Annotated in this window: 21 protein-coding genes; 4 read left to right on the top strand and 17 right to left on the bottom strand. The window is 64.4% G+C overall.

The features are described 5' to 3' along the window. Positions 1-3 precede the first annotated feature (3 nt). The 9 genes from glgB to ABCN56_RS01275 form a co-directional block, all read right to left on the bottom strand. On the bottom strand, positions 4-2,214 hold the full coding sequence (glgB, locus tag ABCN56_RS01315) for a 1,4-alpha-glucan branching protein GlgB (protein ID WP_343078969.1): 2,211 nt from the start codon (positions 2,212-2,214) through the stop codon (positions 4-6). Positions 2,215-2,218: 4 nt separating this feature from the next. Beyond that, a complete protein-coding gene (locus ABCN56_RS01310) occupies positions 2,219-4,642 on the bottom strand; it encodes a glycogen/starch/alpha-glucan phosphorylase (RefSeq protein WP_343078968.1) in 2,424 nt (807 codons plus the stop codon). A gap of 388 nt (positions 4,643-5,030) precedes the next feature. Then, a complete protein-coding gene (phoB, locus tag ABCN56_RS01305; RefSeq protein ID WP_343078967.1) occupies positions 5,031-5,720 on the bottom strand; it encodes a phosphate regulon transcriptional regulator PhoB in 690 nt (229 codons plus the stop codon). Positions 5,721-5,724: 4 nt separating this feature from the next. Next, complete coding sequence (gene phoU / locus ABCN56_RS01300) at positions 5,725-6,441, bottom strand: phosphate signaling complex protein PhoU (protein WP_343078966.1); 717 nt, start codon at positions 6,439-6,441, stop codon at positions 5,725-5,727. Between the two features lie 14 nt (positions 6,442-6,455). Beyond that, positions 6,456-7,253, bottom strand: coding sequence for a phosphate ABC transporter ATP-binding protein PstB (pstB, locus tag ABCN56_RS01295; protein WP_343078965.1), 798 nt, complete (start codon positions 7,251-7,253; stop codon positions 6,456-6,458). 17 nt (positions 7,254-7,270) lie between these two features. Beyond that, positions 7,271-8,623 carry a phosphate ABC transporter permease PstA gene (gene pstA / locus ABCN56_RS01290; RefSeq protein ID WP_343078964.1) on the bottom strand — a complete coding sequence of 451 codons (1,353 nt, stop codon included), beginning with the start codon at positions 8,621-8,623 and terminating at the stop codon, positions 7,271-7,273. Further along, positions 8,620-9,873 carry a phosphate ABC transporter permease subunit PstC gene (pstC, locus tag ABCN56_RS01285; protein ID WP_343078963.1) on the bottom strand — a complete coding sequence of 418 codons (1,254 nt, stop codon included), beginning with the start codon at positions 9,871-9,873 and terminating at the stop codon, positions 8,620-8,622. The genes pstA and pstC overlap by 4 nt, the downstream gene beginning before the upstream one ends. 60 nt (positions 9,874-9,933) lie before the next feature. Continuing rightward, positions 9,934-10,956: a substrate-binding domain-containing protein gene (locus tag ABCN56_RS01280; RefSeq protein ID WP_343078962.1), complete on the bottom strand. Its 1,023-nt coding sequence runs from the start codon at positions 10,954-10,956 to the stop codon at positions 9,934-9,936. A gap of 159 nt (positions 10,957-11,115) precedes the next feature. Continuing rightward, positions 11,116-12,156: an ATP-binding protein gene (locus ABCN56_RS01275; protein ID WP_343078961.1), complete on the bottom strand. Its 1,041-nt coding sequence runs from the start codon at positions 12,154-12,156 to the stop codon at positions 11,116-11,118. A gap of 215 nt (positions 12,157-12,371) precedes the next feature. On the opposite strand from ABCN56_RS01275, the gene ABCN56_RS01270 reads away from it, so the two are divergent. After that, entirely contained in the window at positions 12,372-12,755 is a 384-nt protein-coding gene (locus ABCN56_RS01270) for a hypothetical protein (protein ID WP_343078960.1), read from the top strand. Positions 12,756-12,964: 209 nt separating this feature from the next. Here the strand turns inward: ABCN56_RS01270 and iolB are convergent, their stop codons facing one another. From iolB to ABCN56_RS01235, 7 genes are all read right to left on the bottom strand, one after another. Further along, on the bottom strand, positions 12,965-13,777 hold the full coding sequence (gene iolB / locus ABCN56_RS01265; protein ID WP_343078959.1) for a 5-deoxy-glucuronate isomerase: 813 nt from the start codon (positions 13,775-13,777) through the stop codon (positions 12,965-12,967). 136 nt (positions 13,778-13,913) lie between these two features. Further along, positions 13,914-15,746, bottom strand: coding sequence for a 3D-(3,5/4)-trihydroxycyclohexane-1,2-dione acylhydrolase (decyclizing) (iolD, locus tag ABCN56_RS01260; protein WP_343078958.1), 1,833 nt, complete (start codon positions 15,744-15,746; stop codon positions 13,914-13,916). Next, positions 15,743-17,659: a bifunctional 5-dehydro-2-deoxygluconokinase/5-dehydro-2-deoxyphosphogluconate aldolase gene (locus ABCN56_RS01255; RefSeq protein WP_343078957.1), complete on the bottom strand. Its 1,917-nt coding sequence runs from the start codon at positions 17,657-17,659 to the stop codon at positions 15,743-15,745. Before ABCN56_RS01255 ends, iolD begins: the two co-directional genes overlap by 4 nt. Before the next feature lie 93 nt (positions 17,660-17,752). Beyond that, positions 17,753-18,592, bottom strand: coding sequence for a MurR/RpiR family transcriptional regulator (locus ABCN56_RS01250; protein WP_343078956.1), 840 nt, complete (start codon positions 18,590-18,592; stop codon positions 17,753-17,755). A 113-nt stretch (positions 18,593-18,705) separates the two neighbouring features. After that, positions 18,706-19,227 (bottom strand): gamma carbonic anhydrase family protein, encoded by a 522-nt coding sequence (locus ABCN56_RS01245; protein ID WP_343078955.1) that lies wholly within the window; start codon positions 19,225-19,227, stop codon positions 18,706-18,708. After that, complete coding sequence (gmk, locus tag ABCN56_RS01240) at positions 19,224-19,880, bottom strand: guanylate kinase (protein WP_343080087.1); 657 nt, start codon at positions 19,878-19,880, stop codon at positions 19,224-19,226. Before gmk ends, ABCN56_RS01245 begins: the two co-directional genes overlap by 4 nt. A 2-nt stretch (positions 19,881-19,882) precedes the next feature. Beyond that, positions 19,883-20,785 (bottom strand): YicC/YloC family endoribonuclease, encoded by a 903-nt coding sequence (locus ABCN56_RS01235; protein WP_343078954.1) that lies wholly within the window; start codon positions 20,783-20,785, stop codon positions 19,883-19,885. Between the two features lie 157 nt (positions 20,786-20,942). On the opposite strand from ABCN56_RS01235, the gene ABCN56_RS01230 reads away from it, so the two are divergent. Beyond that, entirely contained in the window at positions 20,943-21,638 is a 696-nt protein-coding gene (locus ABCN56_RS01230) for a PAS domain-containing protein (protein ID WP_343078953.1), read from the top strand. Between the two features lie 66 nt (positions 21,639-21,704). Here ABCN56_RS01230 and ABCN56_RS01225 read toward each other — a convergent pair whose 3' ends face one another. After that, positions 21,705-23,075, bottom strand: a complete 1,371-nt coding sequence (locus ABCN56_RS01225) for a class II 3-deoxy-7-phosphoheptulonate synthase (protein WP_343078952.1) — start codon at positions 23,073-23,075, stop codon at positions 21,705-21,707. A 145-nt stretch (positions 23,076-23,220) separates the two neighbouring features. On the opposite strand from ABCN56_RS01225, the gene ABCN56_RS01220 reads away from it, so the two are divergent. Then, positions 23,221-24,234, top strand: coding sequence for a GlxA family transcriptional regulator (locus ABCN56_RS01220; protein WP_343078951.1), 1,014 nt, complete (start codon positions 23,221-23,223; stop codon positions 24,232-24,234). A 213-nt stretch (positions 24,235-24,447) separates the two neighbouring features. Continuing rightward, complete coding sequence (locus ABCN56_RS01215) at positions 24,448-25,632, top strand: ABC transporter substrate-binding protein (RefSeq protein ID WP_343078950.1); 1,185 nt, start codon at positions 24,448-24,450, stop codon at positions 25,630-25,632. Positions 25,633-25,663: the final 31 nt, after the last annotated feature.

The raw sequence follows: 25,663 nt of genomic DNA, 5'->3' as shown, positions 1-25,663 counted from the left end.
AGGTCAACCCTGCCGGAAAACCACGACCGACAAGGGCGGCAGCGTTACGGGCGCCGACTGCGCCTGCCCGTGCCACCCCTTGGCCTCCGTTTCGATCCCCCCGAGGTTCCCCCGGTTTCCGCCCCCATAGGTTTCGGCGTCGGTGTTCATTATCTCGCTCCAGCGTCCTGGTGCCGGAAACCCGATGCGGTAGTCGCGCCTTTCGACGGGCGTGAAGTTCGCCGCGACGACCACCATCGGGTCACTGGGCTTGCCCTTGCGGGCGTAGACATAGACCGAATGGTCCGCATCGTTGGCCTCGAGCCACTCGAAGCCCTCGGGGCGGCTGTCGTTGACGTGGAGAGCCGGCGTTTCGCGGTAAAGACGGTTCAGATCGCGCACGAGCGCCCGGATACCGGCGTGTTGAGGCCGTTCCGCCTCGTGCCAGTCGAGGCTCTTGCCATGGTTCCACTCGGCGCCCTGCGCGAAGTCCTGCCCCATGAAGAGAAGCTTCTTCCCGGGGTGGGTCCACATGAAGCCGTAGTAGGCGCGCAGGTTCGCGAACTTTTCCCAACCCGCGCCGGGCATCTTCCCGAGCATCGAGCCCTTGCCGTGCACGACCTCGTCATGGCTGATTGGGAGGATGAAATTCTCGGAAAAGGCGTAGTGGATGCCGAAGGTCATCTGGTGATGATGGTGCTTTCGATGGACGGGTTCACGCCGGATGTAGTCGAGCGTGTCGTTCATCCAGCCCATGTTCCACTTGAAGCCGAAGCCGAGGCCGCCGTGATCGACCGGATGCGAGACGCCGGGGAACGCGGTGCTTTCCTCGGCAACCGTCATCACGCCGGGGCAGTCGCGGTAGGCGAACGTGTTGACCTTCTGAAGAAGCGCTATGGCCTCGTAGTTCTCCCGCCCGCCGGAGACGTTCGGGACCCACTCCCCCTCCGGGCGCGAATAGTCGCGGTAGAGCATCGATGCGACCGCGTCCACGCGTAGTCCGTCGAGGTGATATTCCTTCAACCAGTAGAGCGCGTTCGATGTCAGGAAATTCGCGACCTCCGTGCGCCCGTAGTTGTAGATGAGCGTGTTCCAGTCGCGGTGAAAGCCCTCCTTCGGATCGGAATGCTCGTAAAGCGCCGTGCCGTCGAAATGACCGAGGCCGTGGGCGTCGGTCGGGAAGTGCCCCGGCACCCAATCGAAGATCACCCCGAGCCCGGCCCCGTGCGCCGCGTCCACGAAGGCCGCGAATTCCTCCGGTCTGCCGTGGCGAATTGTCGGGGCGAACAGACCGACCGGCTGGTAGCCCCAGGAACCGTCGAAGGGATGCTCGCTGATCGGCAGCAACTCGATATGGGTGAAGCCCATGTCCTTGACATAGCCGACCAGGTCGCGGGCGAGCTCGACATAGGACAGCGGGCGGTCGCCCTCCGCCGGCACGCGCCGCCAGCTGCCGAGGTGCACCTCGTAGATCGAGATCGGGGCATCGACGTTCTGATGGGGCGCACGTTCGGCAATCCAGCCTTCGTCGCGCCATTCGTGCAAGCCAAGGCGGCGCACGACCGACGCGGTGGCGGGCGGGTGCTCCGCGCCAAAGCCCACCGGATCGGCACGCAGCGGGCCGACATGGCCGTCCGCCCCGAGGATCTCGTACTTGTATGCCGCGCCTTCCCTGACGCCCGGCAGGAAGATCTCCCACACGCCGGTGGCGCCCCGGAGCCGCATGGGGTTCGCGATCCCGTTCCAATGGTTGAAATCGCCCACGACCGAGACGCGGCGGGCGTTCGGCGCCCAGACGGCGAAATGAACGCCCTCATTGCCTTCATGCGTGACGGGATGCGCGCCAAGGGCCTTCCAGAGGTTCAGATGAGTGCCTTCGCCAAGCAGGTACTCGTCCATTTCGCCCAAGACTGGCCCGTAGTGGTAGGGATCGTCCCACTCCCAAACATCGCCGTTCACCGTCTCGGCCCTCAGCCGGTATTTGCTCCCTGCGGCCAACGGCCCCGTGAAAAGCTCCGGCGCGACGGGATGAGACGCGAGCGGCGTAGCCTTGCCACCTTCCGGCAGGACCCAGACATGCGCCGCGCCCGGAACAAGCGCCGTCAACGTCCCCGTTCGCGCCCTGACATGCGGCCCCAGCACCGAGAAAGGATCTCCATGCCGCCCTTCGACAAGCGCAACGGCAGTGGCGTTGTCGATCCTGCGGGTCAGATCCTCCGCTGGGGCTCGGGCCATATCATCACGCCTCCGGGTCAAGGGCGGGTTTCACCGACCAGATGTCCTTCATGTAACCACGGATTGCCCTGTCGGAGGAAAAGAATCCCATCCGCGCCGTGTTGAGCGCCGCGCGACGCGCCCAGTCTGCCGGCCGGGCGTAGAGCGCGTCGACTTCGCGTTGGGCAGCCGAATAGGCATCGAAGTCGGACGCGACGAGGAAATAGTCCGAATTCCAGATGTTGTGGACGAGGTCATGGTACCGGTTCGGCTCCTCCGGGCTGAAGCGCCCTTCGGCGATCATCTGGAGAACGTCCTGAAGCGGCTGGCTCGCAAGGATCGCGCTCCGCGCATGGTCCTGAAACTCGCGCCTCCTCGCGGCCTCCTCGGCGGTCAGCCCGAACAGGAAGAAATTCTCCGCACCGACACGCTCCCTGATTTCGACATTGGCGCCGTCCAGCGTTCCGATCGTCAGCGCGCCATTCAGCGCGAATTTCATGTTGCCAGTGCCGGACGCCTCCTTGCCCGCCGTCGATATCTGTTCGGACAGATCGGCCGCCGGGATCAGTTTTTCCGCCTTGGAGACGTTGTAGTTCGGCGGATAGGCGATCTTCAGCCAGTCACGCGTGACCGGGTCCTCGTTCACGACCCGCGCAACGTCGTTGATCAGTCGAATGATCTGCTTCGCTGCGTAGTAGCCCGGCGCCGCCTTCCCGCCGAATATCTTTACGCGGGGCACGTAGTTTCCGTTCGGCGCCTCCCGCATCACATGCCAGTCGGCCACGGTCTGCAGCAGGTTCATCAGCTGGCGCTTGTATTCGTGTATGCGCTTCACCTGCACGTCGAACATCGCTGCGGGATCGGCCGAGACCCCGGTCTCGTCCTTCAGCCAGGCCACGAGACGCTCCTTGTTCGCCCGTTTTGCGGCCCCGAATGCGTCCAGAAAACCCGCGTCCGCCACATGCGCTTCCAGCTCGGTCAGCCTGTCGGCATCATCCTCCCAGCCTTCGCCGATCGTTTCGGTGATGAGCGACGACAGCGCCGGGTTGGCCATCCGCAACCAGCGCCTCGGCGTGACGCCGTTCGTCTGGTTGATGATCCGACCCGGATGAAGGGCGTTGAGTTCCGGAAACAGCGTTTCCTTGACCAGATCCGTATGAAGAGCCGAGACGCCATTGACCTTGTGCGACGTGACGAAAGCAAGGTCGCCCATTCGGACCTCGTGGTGCTTCACGATGCCGACCCAGTGCGGACGGTTCGGAAAGGTCCTGCGATGCCAGCTGTCGATGTGCTCGATGATCTGCATATGCCGCGGCAGCACGCTGCCCATCAGATATGTCGCCCAGCGTTCCAGCGCCTCGGGCATCAGCGTGTGGTTCGTGTAGGCGAGCACCCGCTGCGTGATCGACAGCGCGGTATCGAAATCCATCGCGTGCTCATCGCAGAGAAGGCGGATCAGCTCCGGCCCGGCGATCGCGGGATGGGTGTCGTTCATCTGGACTGCGACGAGGTCCGCGAGCTTCGTCAGGTCCTTGTGAGTATCGAGGAAGCGGCGGATGATGTCCTGAAGCGCCGCGGAGGTCAGGAAGAACTCCTGCTTCAGGCGCAACTCCTTGCCCTGGTATGTCGTGTCATCCGGATAAAGGACACGCGACAGCGTGCGCGCCAGCGCCTCGGGCTCCGCCGCGGCCGCGTAGTCGCCGCGATTGAAGCGGCCAAGATCGAAAAGCGTCGTCGGCTTCGCGCCCCAAAGCCGGAGAGTGTTGGCCCAGCGGCCGCGCCAGCCGATGACCGGCGTGTCGTGCGCCGTCGCAACAACGGTTTCCCCGGGGATCCAGCGCACGCGGCCTTCCCTGTCCTCGACATGGCCCTTGAAGCCGATCTCGTAGGCCACCTCGGGGCGATCGAATTCCCAAGGATTGCGGGTGTTCAGCCAGTCTTCCGGCGCCTCTACCTGCCGCCCACCTTCGAAGCGCTGGCGGAACAGACCGTGCTCGTAGCGGATGCCGTAGCCATAGCCCGGGCACCCGACCGTCGCCATGCTTTCCATGTAGCAGGCCGCGAGGCGGCCGAGACCGCCGTTGCCAAGCGCGGCATCCGGCTCATCCTCGACAAGCTCCGAGAAGGACACCCCAAGCCGCCCGAGAACATCGTCGATCAGGTCATTGAGGCCGAGGTTCACTGCAGCGTCCTGAAGGATGCGGCCGATCAGGAATTCCATGGACAGGTAGTAGACACGCTTGCGGTCCTCAGCCCAGGTCCGGCGCGTGGCGGCGAACCACGGCGCGACCACGCGATCGCGAAGCGTATAGGAAACCGCCATGCGCCAGTCGTAGAGAGCGGCATGCGACGGGTCCTTGCCCAACGTGAATTTCAGGTGCCGAAGGATCTCGGCTTCGAGCGTTTCGGAAGAAAGCGCCAGGTCGGCTACTGGATCGTGTTTCGTCATAGGTCCTCGGATCTTGAGGGGGATCCTCCCCTGAAATAGAAGACGACGACTGATGCGAGGTTTCAAGACGCGGGATCTTCGCGCGGCAACGCATCGAAGAGGCGCCTCATCCCGCGTCGGCAGCCCAGAGGCTGAAGCGCGAAAACCCGTGCCTGCACATCAGGGAAGATCGGAACTCCGCGTCACAGCCGGCCATGACCGACTGCGGAAATGCCTCTCTGCCCCGTGTTGGCGCGCCCCGCGAGACTGTCCACATCCGGTCAGGACGCTTCGGGCTGCAACCGGCCGTCTTTCGTTTTGCATATGCAGAAAACGCCCTTGCCGCAATTCCAAAACGCTTCGGATCACTGATTGGGCTGCCATCGTGGTGCATTTGCCCTAAGAATGGTCACCCCAGGGAGTAACCTGCCCCACGGACGGTGCGGATCGGATCCTCTTCGCCCTCGGCCTTCAGGGCCTTGCGCAGACGGCCGACATGAACGTCCACGGTCCGGGTGTCGACGTAGATGTCACGCCCCCAGACGCGGTCGAGAATCTTCTCGCGGCTCCAGACGCGGCCGGGTCGTTCCATGAGGGCGGAAAGCAGGCGGAACTCCGTCGGGCCGAGTTGCACCTGCCGCCCCCCGCGCGTGACCCGGTGGGTTTCACCGTCAAGCCTGATGTCCTCGAATTCCAGCACGGCGCCCATCGACGCGGGGCGGGTCCGCCGCAGCAGCCCCTTGATCCGGGCGATGAGTTCGGCAAGCGAAAACGGCTTCACGATATAGTCGTCCGCGCCCGTCTCGAGTCCGCGCACGCGATCAACCTCTTCGGACCTTGCCGAAAGCATGATGACAGGGATGCCGCGCGTTTCGCTGCGCGATCGCAGCCGCCTGCAGACTTCGATGCCAGAGACCTCGGGTAGCATCCAGTCCAGGAGTATCAGGTCCGGATTCTCCTCCGCAGCGAGAAGCAGAGCCTCGTCACCGTTTTCCGCCGCCGCGACCCGGAAGCCTTGCGCTTCGAGGTTGTAGACAAGAACCTCGCGTTGGGCGGGCTCATCTTCGACGACGAGGATGCAGGGTTCGACCGCGGACACGAGTTCAGTCCCGTCTGTCGTCGAAGTCCGTGACGCTGTTCGCCTTCGGCCGGCTTTCTTCCGGCAAGTGGCCGGAAACGAGGTAGATGACCTGCTCCGCGATCGTCGTCACGTGGTCGCCCATCCGCTCTATGTTTTTTGCGATGAAGTGCAGGTGCATGCAGGCCGTGATGTTCCTCGGGTCCTCCATCATGTGGGTAAGGAATTCCCGGAACAGCGCGTTGTACATCTGGTCCACGTCCTGGTCGCGCTGGCGCACGTCCTCGGCGAGCGCGAGATCGCGATGGACATAGGCGTCGAGCGCGTCCTTGAGCATTGCCTCGACGGCCTTCGCCATGCGCCTGATAGCACCGCCGGATCCTTCCACGACTGGCATGTGCACAAGCACATTGGATCGCTTGGCCATGTTCTTCGCGTAGTCGCCGACGCGTTCGAGGCTCGCGGCGATCTTCAGAACCGTGAGGACGGTCCTCAGGTCGGATGCCGTCGGCGCGCGCAGGGCTATCACGCGAGCCGCCTCCTCGTTCACCTGCTCCTCGAGGGCGTCGATCAGCTTGTCGCCCTTCCTGACCTTCTCGGCCAGTTCTTCGTCCCGGGTCTCAAGCGCCTGCGCGGCATCGACGATCGCGGCCTCGACGAGGCCGCCCATCTTGAGCACATGGGCCTGCATCTCTTCAAGATCGCGGTCGAAGGCGCGGACGATGTGATGTTCAGGGGTCATGCTCGTTTCCTTCCTCAACCGATCCGGCCGGTGATGTAGCTTTCGGTGCGGGGATCCTTGGGGTTAGTGAATATCTGCCCCGTTTCACCGTATTCGACCAGGTTTCCGAGGTGGAAGAACGCCGTCTTCTGGCTGACCCGGGCGGCCTGCTGCATCGAATGCGTGACGATCACGACCGAGAAGTTCTCGGTCAGTTCGAGGATGAGTTCCTCGACCTGCGCCGTCGCGATCGGGTCAAGCGCCGAACAGGGCTCGTCCATCAAAAGCACTTCGGGCGCCGTGGCAACCGCACGGGCGATGCAGAGCCGCTGCTGCTGGCCGCCCGACAGCCCCGTACCCGGTTCCGACAGCCGGTCCTTCACCTCGTTCCAGAGCGCTGCCCGGCGGAGGGAATTCTCGACGACCTCGTCGAGTTCCGCCTTGTTGCGGGTCATGCCATGGATGCGCGGCCCGTAGGCGACGTTCTCGTAGATCGACTTCGGGAACGGGTTGGGTTTCTGGAACACCATCCCGACCTTGGCGCGCAGCTGCACCGGGTCAACGCGGCGGTCGTATATGTCCTCGCCGTCGAGCGTGATCTCGCCCGTCACGCGGCACGACGGGATCGTGTCGTTCATGCGGTTCAGACACCGCAGGAAGGTGGACTTGCCACAGCCGGAAGGCCCTATGAAGGCGGTGACAGTGCGATCCAGAATGTCCACGTCCACGTTCTTGATCGCATGGGTATCGCCGTAGAACACGTCGACGCCCTTGGCCGCGATCTTGATTTCACTGGCGTCCACGGTGCTCTCCGTCAGTCGCATGTCTTTCATCTGCATATCTCCACCCCCTACCAGCGACGCTCGAACCGTCGCCGCAGGATCACCGCCGCCGCGTTCATGACAAGAAGGAACACCAGGAGCACGATGATCGCGCCCGATGCCCGTTCGACGAAGGCGGGGTCAGCCCGCTGCGTCCAGTTGTAGACCTGCACCGGAAGCGCCGTCGAGGGCTCCCCGAACAAACCGTTTTCGGGCGACCAGGCCGCCGGATATTCGCGCACGAAAGCCACCATGCCGATCAGAAGGAGCGGCGCGGTTTCGCCAAGGGCCTGGCTAAGACCGATGATGAGACCCGTCAGGATGCCCGGCGCCGCCAGTGGCAGGACGTGGTGGAACACCGACTGCATCTTGGAAGCCCCTACTCCGAGCGCCGCGTCGCGGATCGACGGCGGCACGGCCTTCAGTGCCGCCCGTGCAGGAATGATGATCCGCGGCAACGTCATCAGCGTCAGGACGAGCCCGCCGACGATCGGGGCCGAAGCCCGCAATCCGACGAAATTGATGAAGATCGCCAGGCCGAGGATACCGAAGACGATCGACGGGACCGCGGCGAGGTTCGATATGTTCACCTCGATGAGGTCGGTCCAGCGGTTCTTAGGCGCGAACTCCTCGAGGTAGATCGCCGCGGCGACGCCGATCGGCAGCGCGAGGACCAGGACGACGATCATCATGTAGATCGACCCCAGGATCGCGACGCCAAGACCGGCGGCCTCCGGCCTCTGGTCGGACGCGTCCGGCGCGGTCAGGAAGGCCCAGTTGAACACGGTTTCCATCAAGCCCGCATCGCGCAGCGCGTCGGCGAGGTCGAGTTGCTCCGGGCTCACGTTCTGGTCGAGCGCCGCGATCTCACGGTCGACGCGGCCCTTGAAGTAGCCATCGATGCGGCCGTTGACGAGCACTCTCAGGTCTATGGTCTGACCGACGAGATCGGGGTTCGCGAGAACCTGGTCACGCAAGGTCGCGGCCGCCTCCTTCGAGATCATCTCGGCCGCTTCCTTCGCGGAAAGTCCCTCGATGGCGATGTCATGCCCGGCCATCGTACGCTCCATCGCATCCTTCAGGAGCGGCGTGTAGCCGAGCGTCGTCACCTTCTTCATGACCTCGATGTCCCGCGTGCCGGACTTGTCGAGTTTCGCCTCCGGCAACTCGATGGAAAGAGTGACGTAGGTCTGCTTGAAGGCCGAAAGACCATTGCCAAGGATCGAGGCCATCAGGACCACGAGCGCCACGATTGCCAGAAGCGTCGCGGTCAGCCCGTAAACGCGGAACCGCGCCTCTGCGGCATTCCGCTTCTTGGTCTTGGCGTCCGTTGCAAGCAGGGACGTCTTCGTGCGCGCGCCGGGGGTGACGGTGTCGGTCATTCGTATTGCTCCCGGTATTTGCGCACGATGTAGAGCGCGAGCACATTGAGCCCCAGCGTGAACACGAAGAGCGTAAGGCCGAGCGCGAAGGCGACCAGCGTCTCCGGAGCGGCGAAATCCGTGTCGCCGGTCAACTGGCTGACGATCTTGACGGTGATCGTCGTCATGGCTTGGAACGGGTTGACGACCTCTCCGATGCCCTCCTTGAACTGGGCGGCTGCCGCCCCGGCGCCAAGGACGACGATCATCGTCTCGCCGATCGCCCGCGAGGCCGCGAGAAGCACTGCGCCGACGATCCCGGGCAGCGCCGCGGGAAGGACGACCCGGCGGATCGTCTCGGAGGGCGTCGCCCCGAGGCCGAGCGAGCCGTCACGAAGCGACTGCGGCACGGAATTGATGATGTCGTCCGAAAGCGAGGAGACGAACGGGATCAGCATGACCCCCATCACGAGACCCGCGGTCATCACGCTCGACCCGCTCTCGCCAAGACCCATCGGGATCGCGAACCAGTCGCGCAGCACCGGCCCCACGGTGATCAGCGCGAAAAGGCCGTAGACGATGGTGGGTATGCCGGCGAGGACCTCGATCGCAGGCTTCGCGAAGGAGCGGAACCTGGGGTTCGCGTATTCCGACATGTAGATCGCCGCGAGAAGCCCAACCGGGACCGAAACGAGAAGCGCCACGAGAGAAATGTAGAGCGTGCCCCAGAGCAGAGGCAGCAAGCCCAGCTGGCTGTTGCCCCGGAAGTCGGGCGACCAGGTCAGACCGAAGAAGAATTCCGTCCAGCTGTATTTGCCGAAGAAGTTTGCCGTTTCGAACAGCATCGACAGGATGATCCCGAGCGTGGTCAGGATCGCCACCGAAGCAGCGGATATGAGCAGGACAAGGATCCAGCGTTCCGCCGCGATCCTCGCCCGGAAACCCGGTGTCGCGCGTGCGATGCCGTAGGCAAAACCTCCGACGGCCAGCAGCGCCGAGATCGCGATCAACAGCTGCGGCCGCTCGGCCAGAGGCCTGAAGAACGCGAAGATCTCGGTCTGGGTCGAAACCCGGCCCAGAAGCAGCCAGACCACGATCAGGCCAAGCGCGGGAATGGCTGCGGCAAATGCGGCATTTAGCCCGTAGGAATTCGGAAGCGAAGTCAGCTTCCGCCGGTCGCCGCCCACGCTCGCGGTGGCGCGCGCCCGCGCCGCGACATAGGCGGAGGCCGCGACGACGAGCAACAGTAGTACGAACAGCGGCAGTGTCATTCTTGAGCTTCCCGGGGCCGTGATCCGGGGAGCGGCGAACCGCCCCCCGGATCGGGTCTCTTACATCGAGGCTTCGTCCGCAACCATCGATTGGGTGTCGGCGAGTTCCGGATCCGACACGAGGCCGTATTCGGACAGCGGGCCATCGGGGCCGGCAATGTCGTCGGAAACGAAGAACTCAGCGTATTCCTTCAGGCCGGGGATGACGCCGATGTGCGCTTTCTTCACGTAGAAGTAGAGCGGACGCGAAACCGGGTAGTCGCCCGAAGCAATCGTCTCGGTCGAGGGCGTCACGCCGGACATCGTCGCGACCTGAAGCTTGGCGGTGTTGTTTTCGTAGAACGAAAGGCCGAACACGCCGATTCCGTCCTTGTTCGACTCGATCCGCGCGAGCGTTTCCGTGTAGTCACCGTCGATATCGACCGAGCGGCCGTCGGTGCGCAGCGACATGCAGGCGCTTTCCGCTTCGTCTTCGCCACCCTTCGCGGCGACAAGCGCTTCCATCGCGCCCGCGTCTTCGCAACCCTGCAGGATCACCTTCTCCTCGAAAACTTCGCGGGTGCCGTGCTTGGTGCCCGGAACGAAGGCCATGATCTCCTGATCCGGCAGCTCCGGATTCACTTCCGACCACTTGGTGTAGGGGTTGGCGACAACAGCGCCATCCACGACGACCTCGGCGGCCAGCGCCTTGTACCAGTCGGCCGGGGTGAAGGCGAAGCCGTTCCCGTTGATGTCGGAGGCGAAGACAATGCCATCATAGCCGATGCGGACTTCGATGATGTCCGTCACGCCGTTTGCCGCGCAGGCCTCGATTTCCGACTCCTTGATCTTGCGCGACGCGTTGGCGACGTCGATCGTGCCCTCGCCCACGCCTTCGCAGAATTTCTTCAGACCGGCCGAGGAGCCGCCCGATTCGACGACCGGGGTCGGGAAGTCGAAGTTCTCACCGAAAGCCTCGGCGACGATCGACGCGTAGGGCAGAACGGTGGACGAACCCGCGATCTGGATCTGGTCGCGCGCGACAGCGGCACCGGCGGCAACGCTCAGCGCCAGCGCGGAGACGGTAACGGTCATCAGTTTCATGGGAATTGCTCCTCTCATGTCAGCAATCACGGCCACCTTCAGCGGAAGCCTCGAGCGGCGGAGTAACGGCCAGCCGCAATGCTTTTGTGACACTTTTGTAAAAGTAATATGACACACGGCTGCCCGGCAGGATAGCTTGAGGTCGAGCGGCGAAAAGCCTCACTCCGAAGGAAGCACGACCGAGAAACGGCTCCCTTTTCCCTTCTCGCTTTCGATACGGAAGCGGCCGCGATGGCGGCTGACGATATGCTTCACGATGGCAAGGCCAAGCCCAGTCCCGCCCTGCTTGCGGCTTCTGTGCGTGTCCACGCGATAGAATCGCTCCGTCAGGCGAGGGATGTGGATGGGATCGATGCCCTCGCCCTTGTCGATGACTGAAATCCGGACGGCCGGCCCGCGAAGCGCCGCGTCATGCGCTATACGCTCCACCTCGACCGTGACGACTTTACCCGAGCCGCCATACTTGATCGCGTTCTCGATGAGATTCGAAAAAACCTGTGTCATCTGGTCCGGATCGGCCAGAAGCATCACCGGTTCACCGCCCCCGTCGACGCCCAGGGCCACGTCCTGCGCATCCGCCAAGGGCTTCAAGGCAGCGATCGAGCTTCGCAACGGAACCATCAGGTCGATTCGCTGAGCCGGACGCATCCGCTCTTCCGATTCGACGCGGCTGAGAGATAGGAGGTCCCGGATCAGACGTGACATCCTTTCCGCTTCACGCTCCATTATTCCGAGAAAACGGTCGCGCGCCGCCGAGTCTTCGCGCGCTGCACCCTTCAGCGTCTCTATGAAGCCAAGGAGCGCGGTCAGAGGTGTCCGCAATTCGTGGCTGACATTCGCGACGAAATCACGACGCATCGCCTCGGCCTGTTCCCGCTCTCCGACATCCTCGAACGCAAGGATGGCACCACGCCCGCCGGCCAGAGGAACCGGAGACGCGGTGACCCGGTAGACCAGGTCGTGCGAATTCGCGCTTATCGTGACCCGCACGTCGCCCGTGCGCCCCTCGGCCAAAGCGGCCTCGAGCGCACCGATCAGGCCCGGCTGACGGAACACGGTCAGGTAGGGCCGCCCGACGATGCCGGCCGAGAACGCTGCTCGGGCCCGCGTATTCGCCGCTTCGATCCGCCCGAATGACCCGATCAGCACTACTGGTAGCGGCATCCCCTCGAGGACCGCCTGCCTTTCGTCGCCGACCATCCCAATAACCCTCGCGCCGATGGATCCAGAGGACCGCCACACTTATGCCGGTTTTGGGTTTTGTAAATGGTTGCCGACGATTCCGGGTTGATGTTGGTGACCCGGGCGGTAAACGTCGGGAACTAAACCTGAGGGCGAATTGGCGGCCTTGTGCCAACATCGGCCGCAAGGCCTTGCCCGGGGGCAGAATGACAGAAAGATCGCCGGATCGATTGATGAAACGCGGTAACGGCGGAAGCACCAATCCCAAGCCCGGCCCAGAAGAGACCGGTACGCCCAGACGCGTCCTGATCATCGGAGCGACGCGGAGCCTGCCACTGGCCCTGCAGGCGATGGAAGGCGCATCGCTGACCGTGACCCAGTTTTCGGACGTCAACTCCCGGCTTCTGGATCGAGCGGAGCCGGATATCGTGCTCGCACCCCTGTTTTCCAACGATTTCGACATAACCGATCTGGCGGCGGAACTTGTGCGCCTCGGCTACGATGGAGAGCTTCGCGCGTTCAGCCGCCCGCTGCCTGCGCCGAAGATTGTCGTTTCGGAACTTCGCGCCTTCTGGCCGGAACTCGATTTCGACCTGATCATTCTGCCGGGCGACTGACCGGCGCCACCGCCAGCGCGACGAAGCCAGCGGGCAGCGCGCCTTCGTCAACCAAAGCACGCATTCACCACGTTTTCGACGCCCGGGAAAAACCTGAGCGGCCAGCGGTCCGAAGGTTCACGACGTCCGGCACAGCACGAGGCGCAACACGGCAACCGGCGCTACGGCGCTTGGCGACATCGTCCTTTCGCTCCCCCGCAGAACACCGATCAGGGCTGCGAATCCCGCTGGAAGATCCAGTCATGGTCGGGATGGTTCTTGAACCGCCATTTGCGGATCGGCCCTGCCATGACGTTGAGGTAGTAGAGCTCATAGCCATAGGGCGCCCCGCAGGGATGGTGGCCCTTTGGCACTAGAACGACGTCGTGATCCTCGACGGTCATCGTCTCGTCCAGGCTGCCATCCTCGGTCCAGACGCGCTGAAACGCGAAGCCCTGAGCCGGGTTGAGACGATGGTAATAGGTCTCTTCCAGAAAGGTCATGTTCGGATAGTCGTCCTCGTCGTGCCGGTGCGGCGGGTAGGACGACCAGTTGCCCTGCGGCGTGTAGACCTCGGTCACGAGGAGGCTGTCGGCAACGTCGCGCTCTTCCATCGCGATCGGATGGATGTGGCGCGTGTTCGCGTCCTTCCCGCGCGTCACCTGCCCGATCCCCTCCGGGCCGATCACCTGCGCGAGATGCTCGCCCTTGCCAGGGGCCGAGCAGACGGCGAGCGTGCATTCCGTCGTCGCGGTTGCCGACCAGTCCGATCCGTTCGGAACGTAGACTGCGGCCGGAGGCGTGCGCTCCCAGACGCTCATGCGATCTCCGAGGACGCCGAATGTCTTGTCTCCGGCGCCGATCTCGGCCTTGCCCTCGATGATGACCAGGATGACCTCGCGGTCGCCGGTCGGTTCGGCAACCGTCTCCCCGGCCTTCAGGCGATAAAGGCCGAAGCCGACATAGGACCAGCCCGCGCTCTCCGGCGTTACGTCATGAACTTTCCCGGTGATACCCTTCGGCTTGACCAACAGATCGGTCATCTGCTCCTCCTCTCAAGAACCGCGCGCCCCGGCGGCCAGCTTTGCACAATTGCCGCCGAGGGTGAATTCGCATTGCGGGCCCGGTGTCCGTGCCTGTCGATCACCGGGCGGTCGCTGTCCGTGTCCGACGGCGGCCTCAGGTCGCGAGGCGCTGTTTCGCGATGTTCGTTTCGTAGGACTTCCGCGCCGTCTTCACTTCCGCCCGCGTCGAAACCTCTGGCACCGCAACGTCCCACCAATGACCGCCAGCCTTCGTCGACGGAGCGGGGTCGGTGTCGATCACGATCACGACCGGGCGGTCGGAGCCCTTGGCAGCCTCAAGCTCCGCTTCCAGCGACTTGATGTCGCTCGCCTTCACGGCCTTGGCACCCATGCTGCCGGCGTGAGCGACGAAGTCGATCGCAGAGGGGTTCACGTGCATTGCATCGTCGAGGAGGTTGTTGAACGGTGCCCCACCCGTCCCCTGCTGAAGTCGGTTGATGCAGCCAAAGCCACGGTTGTCGGTCAGGACGACCGTGAACGGGATGCCCATCATGACGGCGGTCGCAAGCTCCGAGTTGGCCATCATGTAGGATCCGTCGCCCACCATGCAGACCACGTCCGCATCCGGACGCGCCATCTTGATGCCTATGGCGCCGGCGATCTCGTATCCCATGCAGCTGTTGCCATACTCCATGTGATAGCCGCCCTGGGGAGCGTCCCAGATCTTGTGAAGCTCGCCCGGCATTGTGCCCGCAGCGCCCATCACGACGGTATCCCGCCCGGAGGAACGCTGGACGGCTCCGATGACCTGGGCATCGGTCGGAAGCGCGTTGCCGGCAGCATCGGGCGCGGCCTTGACCGCCGCGGTCGCCTCGAACCAGTCGGCCCGAAGCCGCGCATCCGGGGCGTCGAAGCGGTGCGATCCCAACTCCCTGTCAAGCGCTTCCAGCGCGATCTTCGCATCCGACACGAGGCTCGCCGCACCGTGCTTGGCCGCATCGTAGGCCTGCACGTTGATTGACAGCATCCGCCGCAGGGGATTCTTGAAGAGCGCCCAGGAGCCCGTGGTGAAGTCCTGGAACCGGGTGCCGAGGCCGATCACCAGATCGGCGGATTCGCAGACGATGTTCGCGCTCGACGCGCCGGTCACGCCAACGGGACCGAAGTTCAGGGCGTGATCGTGGTCGAGGGCGGACTTCCCCGCCTGGGTTTCCACGACCGGAATGTCATGCATCGCCGCGAAATCCGCCAGCGCCGCTTCGGCCCCGGAATAGACGACCCCGCCACCGGCCACGATCACCGGCGACTTCGCCGCCTTCAGGAGCGCGACCGCCTCGGCAAGCTCCACGGCGTCCGGCTCGGGCCGGCGGATCCGCCAGACCTTCGGCTCGAAGAAGCTCTCGGGATAGTCGTGGGCTTCTGCCTGGACATCTTGGCAGAAGGCGAGCGTCACCGGGCCGCAGTCCGCCGGGTCCGTCATCACCCGCAGGGCCCGCGGCAATGCGGTCATGATCTGCTCCGGCCGCGTGATGCGGTCGAAATACCGGCTGACGGCGCGGAAGGTGTCATTCGCGCTGACCGTGCCGTCACCGAAATGCTCGATCTGCTGCAGCACCGGGTCCGGGGCACGGTTGGCGAAGACGTCGCCGGGAATGAGAAGAAGCGGCAGGCGGTTCACGTGCGCCGTCGCCGCGGCCGTGACGAGGTTCGTCGCCCCGGGCCCGATGGAGGTCGTGACCGCCATCGCCTGCCGGCGCTTCTTCGCCTTCGCGAAGGCGATCGCGGTATGCGCCATGGTCTGTTCGTTGTGCCCGCGCCAGGTCGGAAACTCCTTCCGGTGTTCATAGAGAGCCTCGCCGATCCCGGCCACGTTGCCATGCCCGAAGATCGCCCAGATCCCCTCGATGAAGCGCTCGCCCTCTTCGTTCTGCTGAGCGGAAAGCCAGCGCACCATCGCCTGTGCCGCAGTCAGCCGGATCGTTTTCATGCCGCTTCTCCCTTGCCAGCGCGCGCCGCGTCCCAAATCTCGCACAGCGCCGAATACCGCCTTGCCATCATCGCCACCGCTTCTGCGTTGTCGATCTTGCCGGACAGCCAGGCACGGGCCGCGTCAGCGAAGATCGTCCGGCCTACCGCGAAGCCCTTTACGAGCGGGTGCCGGGCAGCAAGCTTGAACGAGGCCGCCAATTCCGCCTCCGGCGCGTCGAGCCCGAGGACGACGATACCGCGCGTGTGCTTGTCACGCGCCTCGATCGCCGCGCAGGCCCGCGCCCAGGCCGCGTCCGTCTTGAACGGTTCGAGCTTCCACCAGTCGGGGTAGATGCCGATCTCGTAGATCCGGTCGATGAGCCGCGCGGTCGTGTCGTCATCGACCGCGCCGACCTTCGAGGGGATGACCTCCAACAGGAATTCCAGCCGGTTGCGCCGCGCCGCATGGAAGAGCCGCGTGAGCACCGCTTCCTGTTTCTCGCGCATCTCGGCGTCGTCTTCCGGGTGGCAGAAGCACAGGACCTTCACGACATTGGAGAGCGGCCATTCCCCGAGACCGCCGAAATCCGGGCCGATTTCGGGTTCGAGCGTCAGCGGGCGGGAGCCCGGCCATTCGACCGGGCGCCCGATCCAGAGACCCGCCCCCGCCGCGGCATACAGCGCCTCGCGGCCCAGCCGGCCGTCACAGAGAATGCCATGACCCGGACGACCATCCGCGACCTTCAGCGCGGCGTCGAGGCAAAGTTTCTTGAATTCGCCGATCCGCGAGCTTTCCACACCGGCATCGCGGGCCATGTCTTCAAGCTGCATCCGGTGATCGAAGGCGAAGACGCGCATTTCGGACCAGTCGCCCTTGCGCGTCGTGGACCAGTGCAACTGCTCCAGTTCAGCGTCCTTGCGCAACGCCGAGTTCACGACGCCACGTTTCAGGAAGAACCGAAGCTCCTCCCAGGAAGGATAGGCCGGCGTGCAGCCATGCCGCGAGACCGCGAAGGCACCGCAGGCATTTGCATAGGCCAGCGATGTCGGCCAGTCCTGATCCGTGAGCCAGCCCTTCAGCAGTCCGGACATGAAGCCGTCGCCCGCACCAAGGACGTTGAAGACCTCGATCGGGAAGCCCGGGCCGGCCTCGCCCTCGTCGAGCGTGTCGGGAATCTCGCCCGTGAACGCCGCCGCCCCCATCGGACCGCGCTTGCAGACAAGCGTCGCCTTGGTCAGCGCCCGAACGGCGCGCAACGCAGCGATCGTGTCCGTGGAACCTCCGGCGATGTGGAATTCCTCTTCCGTCCCCACGATGAGGTCAAAGAGATGCAGCGTCCCCTGAAGCTTCGCGGTGACGGCAGCGCTTTCGATGAAGCGACTTTCGCCTTCGCCATGCCCGGCGAGGCCCCAGAGGTTCGGGCGGTAGTCGATATCGAGCGCGCAGAGCGCGCCGTGTTTCCTGGCGAGCTTGAGCGCTTTGAGCACCGCGGCCTCGGTGCGCGGATGGCTGAGATGTGTGCCCGTCGCGGTGAGGCAACGCGATTCAGCGATGAAACCTTCATCGATGTCATCCTCGCACAGCGCCATGTCGGCGCAGTTCTCGCGATAAAAGATCAGGGGGAACTGCCTCTCGTCCCGGATGCCGAGCAGAACGAGTGCCGTCAGACGTTCGGGATCGGTCTTCACGCCGCGGACGTCCACGCCCTCGCGCTCCAGTTCCTCGCGGATGAAGCGGCCCATGTGTTCGTCGCCGACCCGGGTGATCAGCGCCGACTTCAAACCAAGGCGGGCCGTCCCGGCTGCCATGTTCGTAGGAGAGCCGCCGATATACTTCTGGAAACTGGCCATGTCTTCCAGACGTCCACCGACCTGGGCGCCGTAGAGATCGACCGAAGCGCGACCGATGGTTATGACATCGAGCGTTTTCACAAAGCACCTCCCCCGAGACTTGACCGTCCGGGGATTCGCCACCCCGCCGCTATGGAATATTTATTCCATGTCGACCCAGGTTGGAAGCTCTTTTTATCCCCGCGCCGTATCCCCGCTGCGCGCCGTCCCGACGGCCACGGCAAGCGAGATGGCAAGGGCAAGTGTTGCCGACAGCGACCGAAACGCGCCGAAGTCGACCTCCGGAACGGTGAGAAGCGCCGCAGCAGATCCCGCGATCGGGCTGATCGCGGTGTCGGTGATCGCCACGACCGGCACACCCCGCGCCGCGGCGCCCTCGACTAGCGCCACCGTTTCACTGGAATACGGGGCGAAGGTGATGGCGATCAGAGCGTCGCCATCCCGAAGCGCATGCGAATGGTCCAACTTTCCGGTGCCATCATGCAGCAGCGCCGGAATATCCATCTTTTCAAAAGCATAGGCCAAATAGCTCGCGACCGGATAAGCCCGGCGAAATCCCGCGACATGGATCAGCCCCGCCTTCGCCAGGTGCCCTATGGCGATGTTTAGCGCCGCCTCGTCGACTTCCCTTGCCAGCGCCTCCAGGGATTGGCGGCCAGCTTCCACGAACTCTGCCAGAAGCGCCGAAGCAGAACCTCCACCCATCTCGCGCAGGTTCCTGAGGCGGGTCGCATAATCCGGCCGGCCTTGCGCGTAATTGTCGCGAAACAGCCTCTGCATCTCGGAAAACCCGGAGAAACCAATGATCTGGCAGAACCTCATGAGGGCTGAAGGCGGCACGCCCGCACCTGCTGCCAACTCTGCCACGGTGGAAACAGCAATGCGGTCGGTGTTGGCGGCGATATAGTCAGCGCATTGCCGGAGACGCTTCGGCAGACTGGGAGTGACCTCGACCAGCCGCGCTTCGAAGGCGTCGATTGTATCCGGCGCGGCGACAGGCGGGTTTGCTACCATTTGCTGCCTCCAGCTGGATGTTTCGCCTTTCCGGGTAGCACGAATGGAACGTTTGTTCCATACTCATTTGCGGCCTGCCCCCAAGGCGTCCCCGTCCGAACACGCTATGGGCGTCACCCCGCCGGCGAGAGCCCGTTCCTGAACCGCGTCGCGTTCTCGCGATAGTGCGCAGCGCTTTCGAGGAGCCGCTTTCGTGCGTCGGCGTCAAGTTCACGCACCACCCGCGCCGGCGCCCCGACGACGAGCGACCCGTCCGGGATCACCTTGCCCTCGGTAACGAGAGCCCCTGCCCCGATCAGACAGCCCTTGCCGATCTGCGCGCCATTCAGGACCGTCGCGCCCATCCCGATCAGCGACCCGTCGCCGATCTGGCAGCCATGCAGCATCGCCTTGTGGCCGATCGTGCAATCCGCGCCGATCACGAGCGGAAAGCCCATGTCGGTGTGCATCACGCAGTTTTCCTGCACGTTCGAGCCGCGCCCGACGCGGATTTCCTCGTTGTCGCCGCGCAGCGTGGCGCCGAACCAGACGCTCGCGCCTTCTTCAAGGACAACCTTGCCGATCAGGTTCGCATCCGGGGCAACCCAGGTTTCCGGCCCGATCTCGGGCGAGATCCCATCCAGAGCATAGATCATTCCACCCCCCTTTCCTCGAATTCGCGGTTGAGGCCGCGCACGAAATCCGACAGCCAGGGCTGCCGGTCGCGGCGCATGCGCTCCGCAGTCAGGATCGTCTTCAGATCGGCCTCGGCCTGGTCGATATCGTCGTTGACGAGGACATAGTCGTATTCCGCCCAATGGCTGATCTCGGCCTCGCTCTTCGCCATGCGCTTCGCGATCACCTCGTCGCTGTCCTGAGCCCGCGATCGCAGGCGGCGTTCCAGTTCCTCGATGGACGGGGGCAGAACGAAGACCGACACCACATCGCGCCCAAGCGCGGAGTTCCGGATCTGCTGACCGCCCTGCCAGTCGATGTCGAAAAGCGTATCACGGCCCGCCCGCATTGCGGCTTCCACCGGCTCCTTGGGCGAACCGTAGAGGTTCCCGAACACCTCGGCGTGCTCCAGCATGTCCCCGGATTCCACCATCGCCTCGAACTCGGCGCGGGAGCGGAAGTAGTAGTCCTTCCCTTCGATCTCACCCGGGCGCGGCGTGCGTGTCGTCGCCGAAACGGAAAAGCTCAGCGTTGGGTCCCAGGCCATCATCCGGCGTGCCAGCGTCGATTTCCCCGCGCCAGAGGGCGAAGACAGGATGATCAGGAGACCACGGCGGACGGTTTCGGCAGGCATTGTCATTCCACGTTCTGGACCTGCTCGCGCATCTGGTCGATGACATGCTTGAGGTCAAGGCCAATGCGCGTCAGCTCGGCATTGCCGGATTTCGAGCAGAGCGTATTCGCCTCGCGCATGAATTCCTGCATCAGGAAGTCGAACTTGCGTCCGACCGGCCCCGGATCGGCCAGGAGCGCCCGCGCGGCGACCACATGGGCGCCGAGCCGGTCAATCTCTTCGGTCACGTCGGCCTTGACCGCCAGAAGCGCGAGTTCCTGCGCTACACGCGCGGGGTCAGCTTCGGCCGCGCCAGCCATGACGCGGGCGAGATTTTCCTTGAGCGTAGCCTCCATCGCCGGGCGACGCGCGTCGGCGGCGGCCTTGGCCTCGGCGCTGAGGTCCGCGATGCGACCGACCTGAGCCGCGATGATGCGGCCAAGCTCCGCGCCTTCGGCTCTGCGCATCTCCTCGAACTCGCCGAGAAGCCTGCCGAAATCGGCCAGAAGCGCGGCAAGGAGCGGCACGGTGTCCTCCTCCCCCGCGCCTTGCTCAAGAACGCCCTTCATCGTCAGAATCTCGGCCGAGGTGGGCGTGGCGAGTTCGAGGCCCGACCGGCCGGCGGCCTCCTTCACGACCATGAGCGTCTCGATCGCGGCGGCAAGGCCCGCGCGGTTCACGCGCAACGCTTCCCCTCCGGCATCGCGGGCGAGCTTGAGATTGAGGGTGACATTTCCGCGGGCGATACGACCGGAAATCGCGGTCCGAAGCGCCGCCTCCAGTCCTTCGATCCAGTCCGGGACGCGGAACCGAAGGTCCAGCCCCTTTCCATTCACGGAGCGCAGGTCCCAGGTCCAGCTGTATCCGGCCCCCTGCCCACGCCCCGCCGCGAAGCCGGTCATGGAGACCGTCGCAACCTTAACCATGTAAGACTTTTGCCCCCCAAGCCCGCGTGAATTGGAGTATTTTAACACTCAGGTAATCATTTCGGCCCTACGGTTAACAGACCTTAACACCCGCGACAACGCGGGGCGCGCAGGACCAGGGCTAAGGGCGCCGGACTACGGCGAGGCGGGTGCAAAGGTGGACACTTTTTTTCCTGAAGGCGAGAAGGTCGTTTCGTTCGGCAACGCAAGACGGACGGCCCGAGAGGCGCTGCTGGGCGAGGTCCTGGCCTACTGGGACGCGCTTCGCGCCGAACGCCCCGTGCCTCTGAGGTCGGAGATCGATCCAAGGGGTATCGAACGCGCGCTGGAATACACCTTCATCCTCGAACGGATCGCGCCCTCGATCACGCGGTTTCGACTGGCCGGAGCGCACCTGACCGACCTCATGGGGATGGAGGTGCGCGGCATGCCCTTCACCTCTTTCTTCCTGCCGCACGCGAGGGCGAGAATGACCGAGGTGACGGAAGCTGTCTTCCAGGGACCGACGGTGGCCGAACTCACGCTCCGGTCCGAAGCGACCCTTGGCAAGCCGGACCTTGCCGCGAGCCTCCTGATCCTGCCGCTCAGGAGTGATCTGGGAGACGTCAGCCGTGCGCTCGGCTGCCTTGTCACCGAAGGGGATATCGGCCGCGCTCCGCGCAGGTTTGAACTCGCCGGGGAGAGGATCCGCCCGGTTGCAGCGGACCGCTTTCCGACCGACACCGGACAGGCACCGAGGCACATCCCCGCGCCTGGATTCGCGGAAGAGGCCCCGGCCTTCGCCGTCCCGCCACAACCCAGTAAGACTGGACCCCGGGTTCCTCATCTGAGACTGGTAAAGACAGACGACTGACGTCGGGAAATGAACAGGGCCGGCCCCGATCGGGACCGGCCCTGCCGATTCCAGCCCTTGAGGTTGTCAGACCGCTGCGGCGCGCTTGACGGCCCGGCGATCGAGAAGCTCCTCGGCCACGAGGAACGCGAGCTCCAGCGACTGGCTCGCATTGAGGCGCGGGTCGCAGGCGGTGTGGTAGCGGTCCGACAGGTCCTCGTCGGACACGGCGCGCACGCCACCGGTGCACTCGGTCACGTCCTTGCCGGTCATCTCGAAATGCACGCCACCCGGGATCGTGCCTTCCGCCTTGTGGACCGCGAAGAACTCCCGCACCTCGCGCAGCACGCTGTCGAACGGACGCGTCTTGTAGCCGGTCGAGGACTTGATCGTGTTGCCGTGCATCGGGTCACAGGACCAGACGACGTTGGCGCCTTCCTCATGGACGACCTTGATGAGCCGCGGCAGGTGATCACCCACCTTGCCGGCGCCGAAGCGGGCGATGAGCGTCAGGCGACCGGGTTCGTTTTCCGGGTTCAGCCTGTTCAGGAGGACCTTCAGATCCTCCGCCGTCGTGCTCGGACCGCATTTCAGGCCAATCGGGTTCTGGACGCCGCGGCAGAATTCCACGTGCGCTCCGTCCGGCTGCCGCGTGCGGTCGCCGATCCAGATCATGTGGCCCGAACCCGCGACCGGCAGGCCGGTCGTCGAATCGACCCGGCACAGCGCCTCTTCGTATTCCAGGAGAAGCGCCTCGTGGCTCGTGTAGAACTCAACGGAGGCGAGCTCATGGGCAGTTTCCGAGGTCACCCCGGCGGCAGACATGAAGTCCATCGCGTCCGAAATCCGGGTCGCGATGTCGCGATAGCGTTCCGCCTCCTCCTCATCGGTGAAGCCGGAAATCCAGCTCTGCACGCGGTGAATGTCCGCGTAGCCGCCGGTCGAGAACGCGCGCAGAAGGTTCAGCGAGGCCGCAGCCTGCGTGTACGCCTGCAGCATGCGGTTCGGATCCGGCACCCGCGCTTCCGGGGTGAAGTCGAAACCGTTGATGATGTCGCCGCGGTAGGACGGCAGCTCCACGCCTCCGGCGACCTCGGTCGGCGCGCTGCGCGGCTTCGCGAACTGCCCGGCCATGCGGCCGACCTTGATCACGGGCACCTTCGCGCCCCAGGTCAGGACGATGGCCATCTGCAGCATGACCTTGAACGTGTCGCGGATGTTGTCGGCGGAGAACTCCGCGAAGCTCTCAGCGCAGTCCCCTCCCTGAAGAAGGAACGCGCGTCCATTCGCCACATCCGACAGGTGAGCCTTGAGCCTCCGCGCCTCGCCCGCAAAGACGAGCGGCGGATACTTGGCGATCTGAGCCTCGACGGCCTTCAGCGCAGCCTGGTCCGGATAATCGGGCATCTGCACTCTTGGCTTCGAACGCCAGTCGGATTTGGTCCACCCCTTGCTCATTTCTCGTCTCCCGAGCATTTAGCGATAACGAACGGTGCTTATACGGTCCGTTGCCACCAAAGGAAAGCATTCCGGTTTACCGGAAGCCCTTGCAGTCGACGTTATTTCCTGATTTTTTGCCGGAAACGACAAAAACGGTCGCAAAATGCGCGATTCGCAGAAGAAACCCTCCGTCGATTCCAAGCAGACGAAGCCTCGCCGCTTCATCTTCCTTCTCCTCGACAAATTCACGATGCTCTCATTCGCGGGAGCGATCGAGCCGTTGCGCATTGCGAACCGGGTCGCGGGGCGCACGTTGTACACCTGGAAACTGGCCGGCGAGAATGCGGCGGAGGCGGTCTGCTCGAACGGCGCGGCCTTCAGGCTCGACATGGGGCTCGACGAGATCGAACGGGATGACACGGTGCTCGTCTGCGGCGGTGTCGAGGTCCAGGCGGCCTCGACCAAACCAGTGCTCAACTGGCTCCGGCGTGAAGCGCGACGCGGCGTTACCATCGGGGGCCTCTGCACTGCCTCCTACACCGTCGCCAAGGCCGGCCTGCTCGACGGGAAGCGGGCGACGATCCACTGGGAAAACCAGGACAGCTTCCTCGAGGAATTCGAAGACGTCAGGCTCACGAAATCGGTATTCGTCGTGGATGGGAACCGCCTGTCAACGGCGGGGGGGACGGCGTCGATCGACCTGATGCTGAAACTCATCGCGCAGGATCACGGCGAGGATCTGGCGAACACGGTTGCCGACCAGCTGATCTATTCCTCGATCCGCACTGACCAGGACACGCAGCGCCTGTCGATCCCGACAAGGATCGGCGTCCGGCATCCGAAGCTGTCCCAGGTCATCCAGATGATGGAGCAGAACATCGAGGACCCGATCAGCCCGGCCTCCCTCGCCACGGATGTCGGGATGTCGACGCGCCAGCTCGAGCGCCTGTTCCGGCGCTACCTGAACCGTTCGCCGAAGCGTTATTACATGGAACTGCGCCTCCAGAAGGCGCGCAACCTGCTGATGCAGACGGACATGAGCGTCATCAACGTGGCTCTCGCCTGCGGCTTCGCCTCGCCCAGCCATTTCTCGAAATGCTACCGGGCGCATTACGCGACGACCCCCTATCGCGAGCGTGGCTCGCAGGGGAGCGGATCCGTGCGGCTATCTATCTGATCGGACGACCGAACCCGGATGCATCCTCAGTGTGATTCGTCCGGCCTCATGCGGCGAGCGGGAATTCCCATGTCACAATGCACGCGAAGACGCAGAATCACTGCGCGCCGACATCGCAACGCGATGCCAGGATGACGCCGGGAACAGCTTTTCTTTTCCGCTATGCCGCTTTAATTTGCCGTCAGGACAATGTTCCAACATGGGAGTGAACACATGAAGAAACTTCTCGCCGCAACCGCAGCGGCCGCGCTTATGGCCGGCGCCGCAGGGGCAGAAGAGATCAAGCTTGGCGTGATCCTGGGCTTCACCGGCCCGCTGGAATCGATCACCCCGGCGATGGGCGCCGGCGCCGAGCTCGCGATGAAGGAAGTGACCGATTCCGGTAAGCTTCTCGACGGCTCGACCGTGACTTCGGTGCGCGGCGACTCCACCTGCGTCGACGCGGCCGCCGCGACGGCAGCTGCGGAGCGTCTCGTGACGACCGATCGCGTCAACGCCATCATGGGCGCGGACTGCTCCGGCGTGACGGGTGCGATCCTCGCGAACGTCGCCGTGCCGAACGGCGTCGTGATGGTTTCGCCCTCCGCGACCTCTCCGGCGCTGTCGACGGCCGAGGACAACGGCCTGTTCTTCCGCACCGCCCCCTCGGACGCGCGCCAGGGCGAGATCGTTCGCGATATCCTTCAGGAAAAAGGCGTCACGTCGATCGCCATCACCTACACGAACAACGACTACGGCAAGGGCCTTGCCGAAGCGATCCAGCGTAACTTCGAAGGCGCTGGCGGCACCGTGACCATCTCGGCCGCGCATGAAGACGGCAAGGCCGACTACTCGGCCGAAGTCGGCGCCCTCGCCTCGGCCGGCGGCGACGTGCTCGTCGTGGCGGGCTACATCGACCAGGGCGGCTCGGGCATCGTCCGGAACGCTCTCGACACCGGAGCCTTCTCGACCTTCTACTTCCCGGACGGGATGGTCGGCGAGAAGCTGAACGAGATCTTCGGCGCTGAACTGAACGGCTCCTACGGCGCCTACCCGGGCACCGACAGCCCCGGCGCCGCGAAGTTCCAGGAAATGGCGACGGCGGCGGGCTTCGACGGCACGGGCCCCTTCGCCCCGGAAAGCTATGACGCCGCGGCGCTCATCATGCTCGCCATGCAGGCGGCCGGTTCCTCCGCCTCGGGCGATCTCGCGGGCAAGATCATGGACGTGGCTAACGCGCCCGGCGAGCAGATCTTCCCGGGCGAGCTGGCCAAGGGCCTCGAGCTGATCGCGGCCGGTCAGGACATCGACTATGTCGGCGCCTCGGCGGTCGAGCTGATCGGACCCGGCGAGTCCGCCGGCAACTACCGCCAGATCGAGTTCGTGGACGGCAAGTACGAGACGGTTCAGTTCCGTTAAGTCACGTCACCTTAAGGGCAGCCCGGCCAGT

This window comes from Ostreiculturibacter nitratireducens (assembly GCF_032670585.1).
Classification (GTDB): domain Bacteria; phylum Pseudomonadota; class Alphaproteobacteria; order Rhodobacterales; family Rhodobacteraceae; genus Ostreiculturibacter; species Ostreiculturibacter nitratireducens.
Note: the sequence above shows the minus strand (reverse complement) of the source record. Positions and strands in the feature narration are given on the sequence as shown.

What these genes read in the sequence shown, in the direction of transcription:
- ABCN56_RS01270 (WP_343078960.1), top strand. Translation starts at nt 12,372, where the DNA reads ATGAAACGCGGTAACGGCGGAAGCACCAATCCCAAGCCCGGCCCAGAA.
- glgB (WP_343078969.1), bottom strand. Translation starts at nt 2,214, where the DNA reads ATGGCCCGAGCCCCAGCGGAGGATCTGACCCGCAGGATCGACAACGCC.
- gmk (WP_343080087.1), bottom strand. Translation starts at nt 19,880, where the DNA reads ATGCCTGCCGAAACCGTCCGCCGTGGTCTCCTGATCATCCTGTCTTCG.
- phoU (WP_343078966.1), bottom strand. Translation starts at nt 6,441, where the DNA reads ATGACCCCTGAACATCACATCGTCCGCGCCTTCGACCGCGATCTTGAA.
- ABCN56_RS01275 (WP_343078961.1), bottom strand. Translation starts at nt 12,156, where the DNA reads ATGGTCGGCGACGAAAGGCAGGCGGTCCTCGAGGGGATGCCGCTACCA.
- pstB (WP_343078965.1), bottom strand. Translation starts at nt 7,253, where the DNA reads ATGAAAGACATGCGACTGACGGAGAGCACCGTGGACGCCAGTGAAATC.
- ABCN56_RS01235 (WP_343078954.1), bottom strand. Translation starts at nt 20,785, where the DNA reads ATGGTTAAGGTTGCGACGGTCTCCATGACCGGCTTCGCGGCGGGGCGT.
- iolD (WP_343078958.1), bottom strand. Translation starts at nt 15,746, where the DNA reads ATGAAAACGATCCGGCTGACTGCGGCACAGGCGATGGTGCGCTGGCTT.
- ABCN56_RS01220 (WP_343078951.1), top strand. Translation starts at nt 23,221, where the DNA reads ATGCGCGATTCGCAGAAGAAACCCTCCGTCGATTCCAAGCAGACGAAG.
- ABCN56_RS01245 (WP_343078955.1), bottom strand. Translation starts at nt 19,227, where the DNA reads ATGATCTATGCTCTGGATGGGATCTCGCCCGAGATCGGGCCGGAAACC.
- ABCN56_RS01225 (WP_343078952.1), bottom strand. Translation starts at nt 23,075, where the DNA reads ATGAGCAAGGGGTGGACCAAATCCGACTGGCGTTCGAAGCCAAGAGTG.
- ABCN56_RS01280 (WP_343078962.1), bottom strand. Translation starts at nt 10,956, where the DNA reads ATGAAACTGATGACCGTTACCGTCTCCGCGCTGGCGCTGAGCGTTGCC.
- ABCN56_RS01310 (WP_343078968.1), bottom strand. Translation starts at nt 4,642, where the DNA reads ATGACGAAACACGATCCAGTAGCCGACCTGGCGCTTTCTTCCGAAACG.
- pstC (WP_343078963.1), bottom strand. Translation starts at nt 9,873, where the DNA reads ATGACACTGCCGCTGTTCGTACTACTGTTGCTCGTCGTCGCGGCCTCC.
- iolB (WP_343078959.1), bottom strand. Translation starts at nt 13,777, where the DNA reads ATGACCGATCTGTTGGTCAAGCCGAAGGGTATCACCGGGAAAGTTCAT.
- pstA (WP_343078964.1), bottom strand. Translation starts at nt 8,623, where the DNA reads ATGACCGACACCGTCACCCCCGGCGCGCGCACGAAGACGTCCCTGCTT.
- ABCN56_RS01250 (WP_343078956.1), bottom strand. Translation starts at nt 18,592, where the DNA reads ATGGTAGCAAACCCGCCTGTCGCCGCGCCGGATACAATCGACGCCTTC.
- ABCN56_RS01215 (WP_343078950.1), top strand. Translation starts at nt 24,448, where the DNA reads ATGAAGAAACTTCTCGCCGCAACCGCAGCGGCCGCGCTTATGGCCGGC.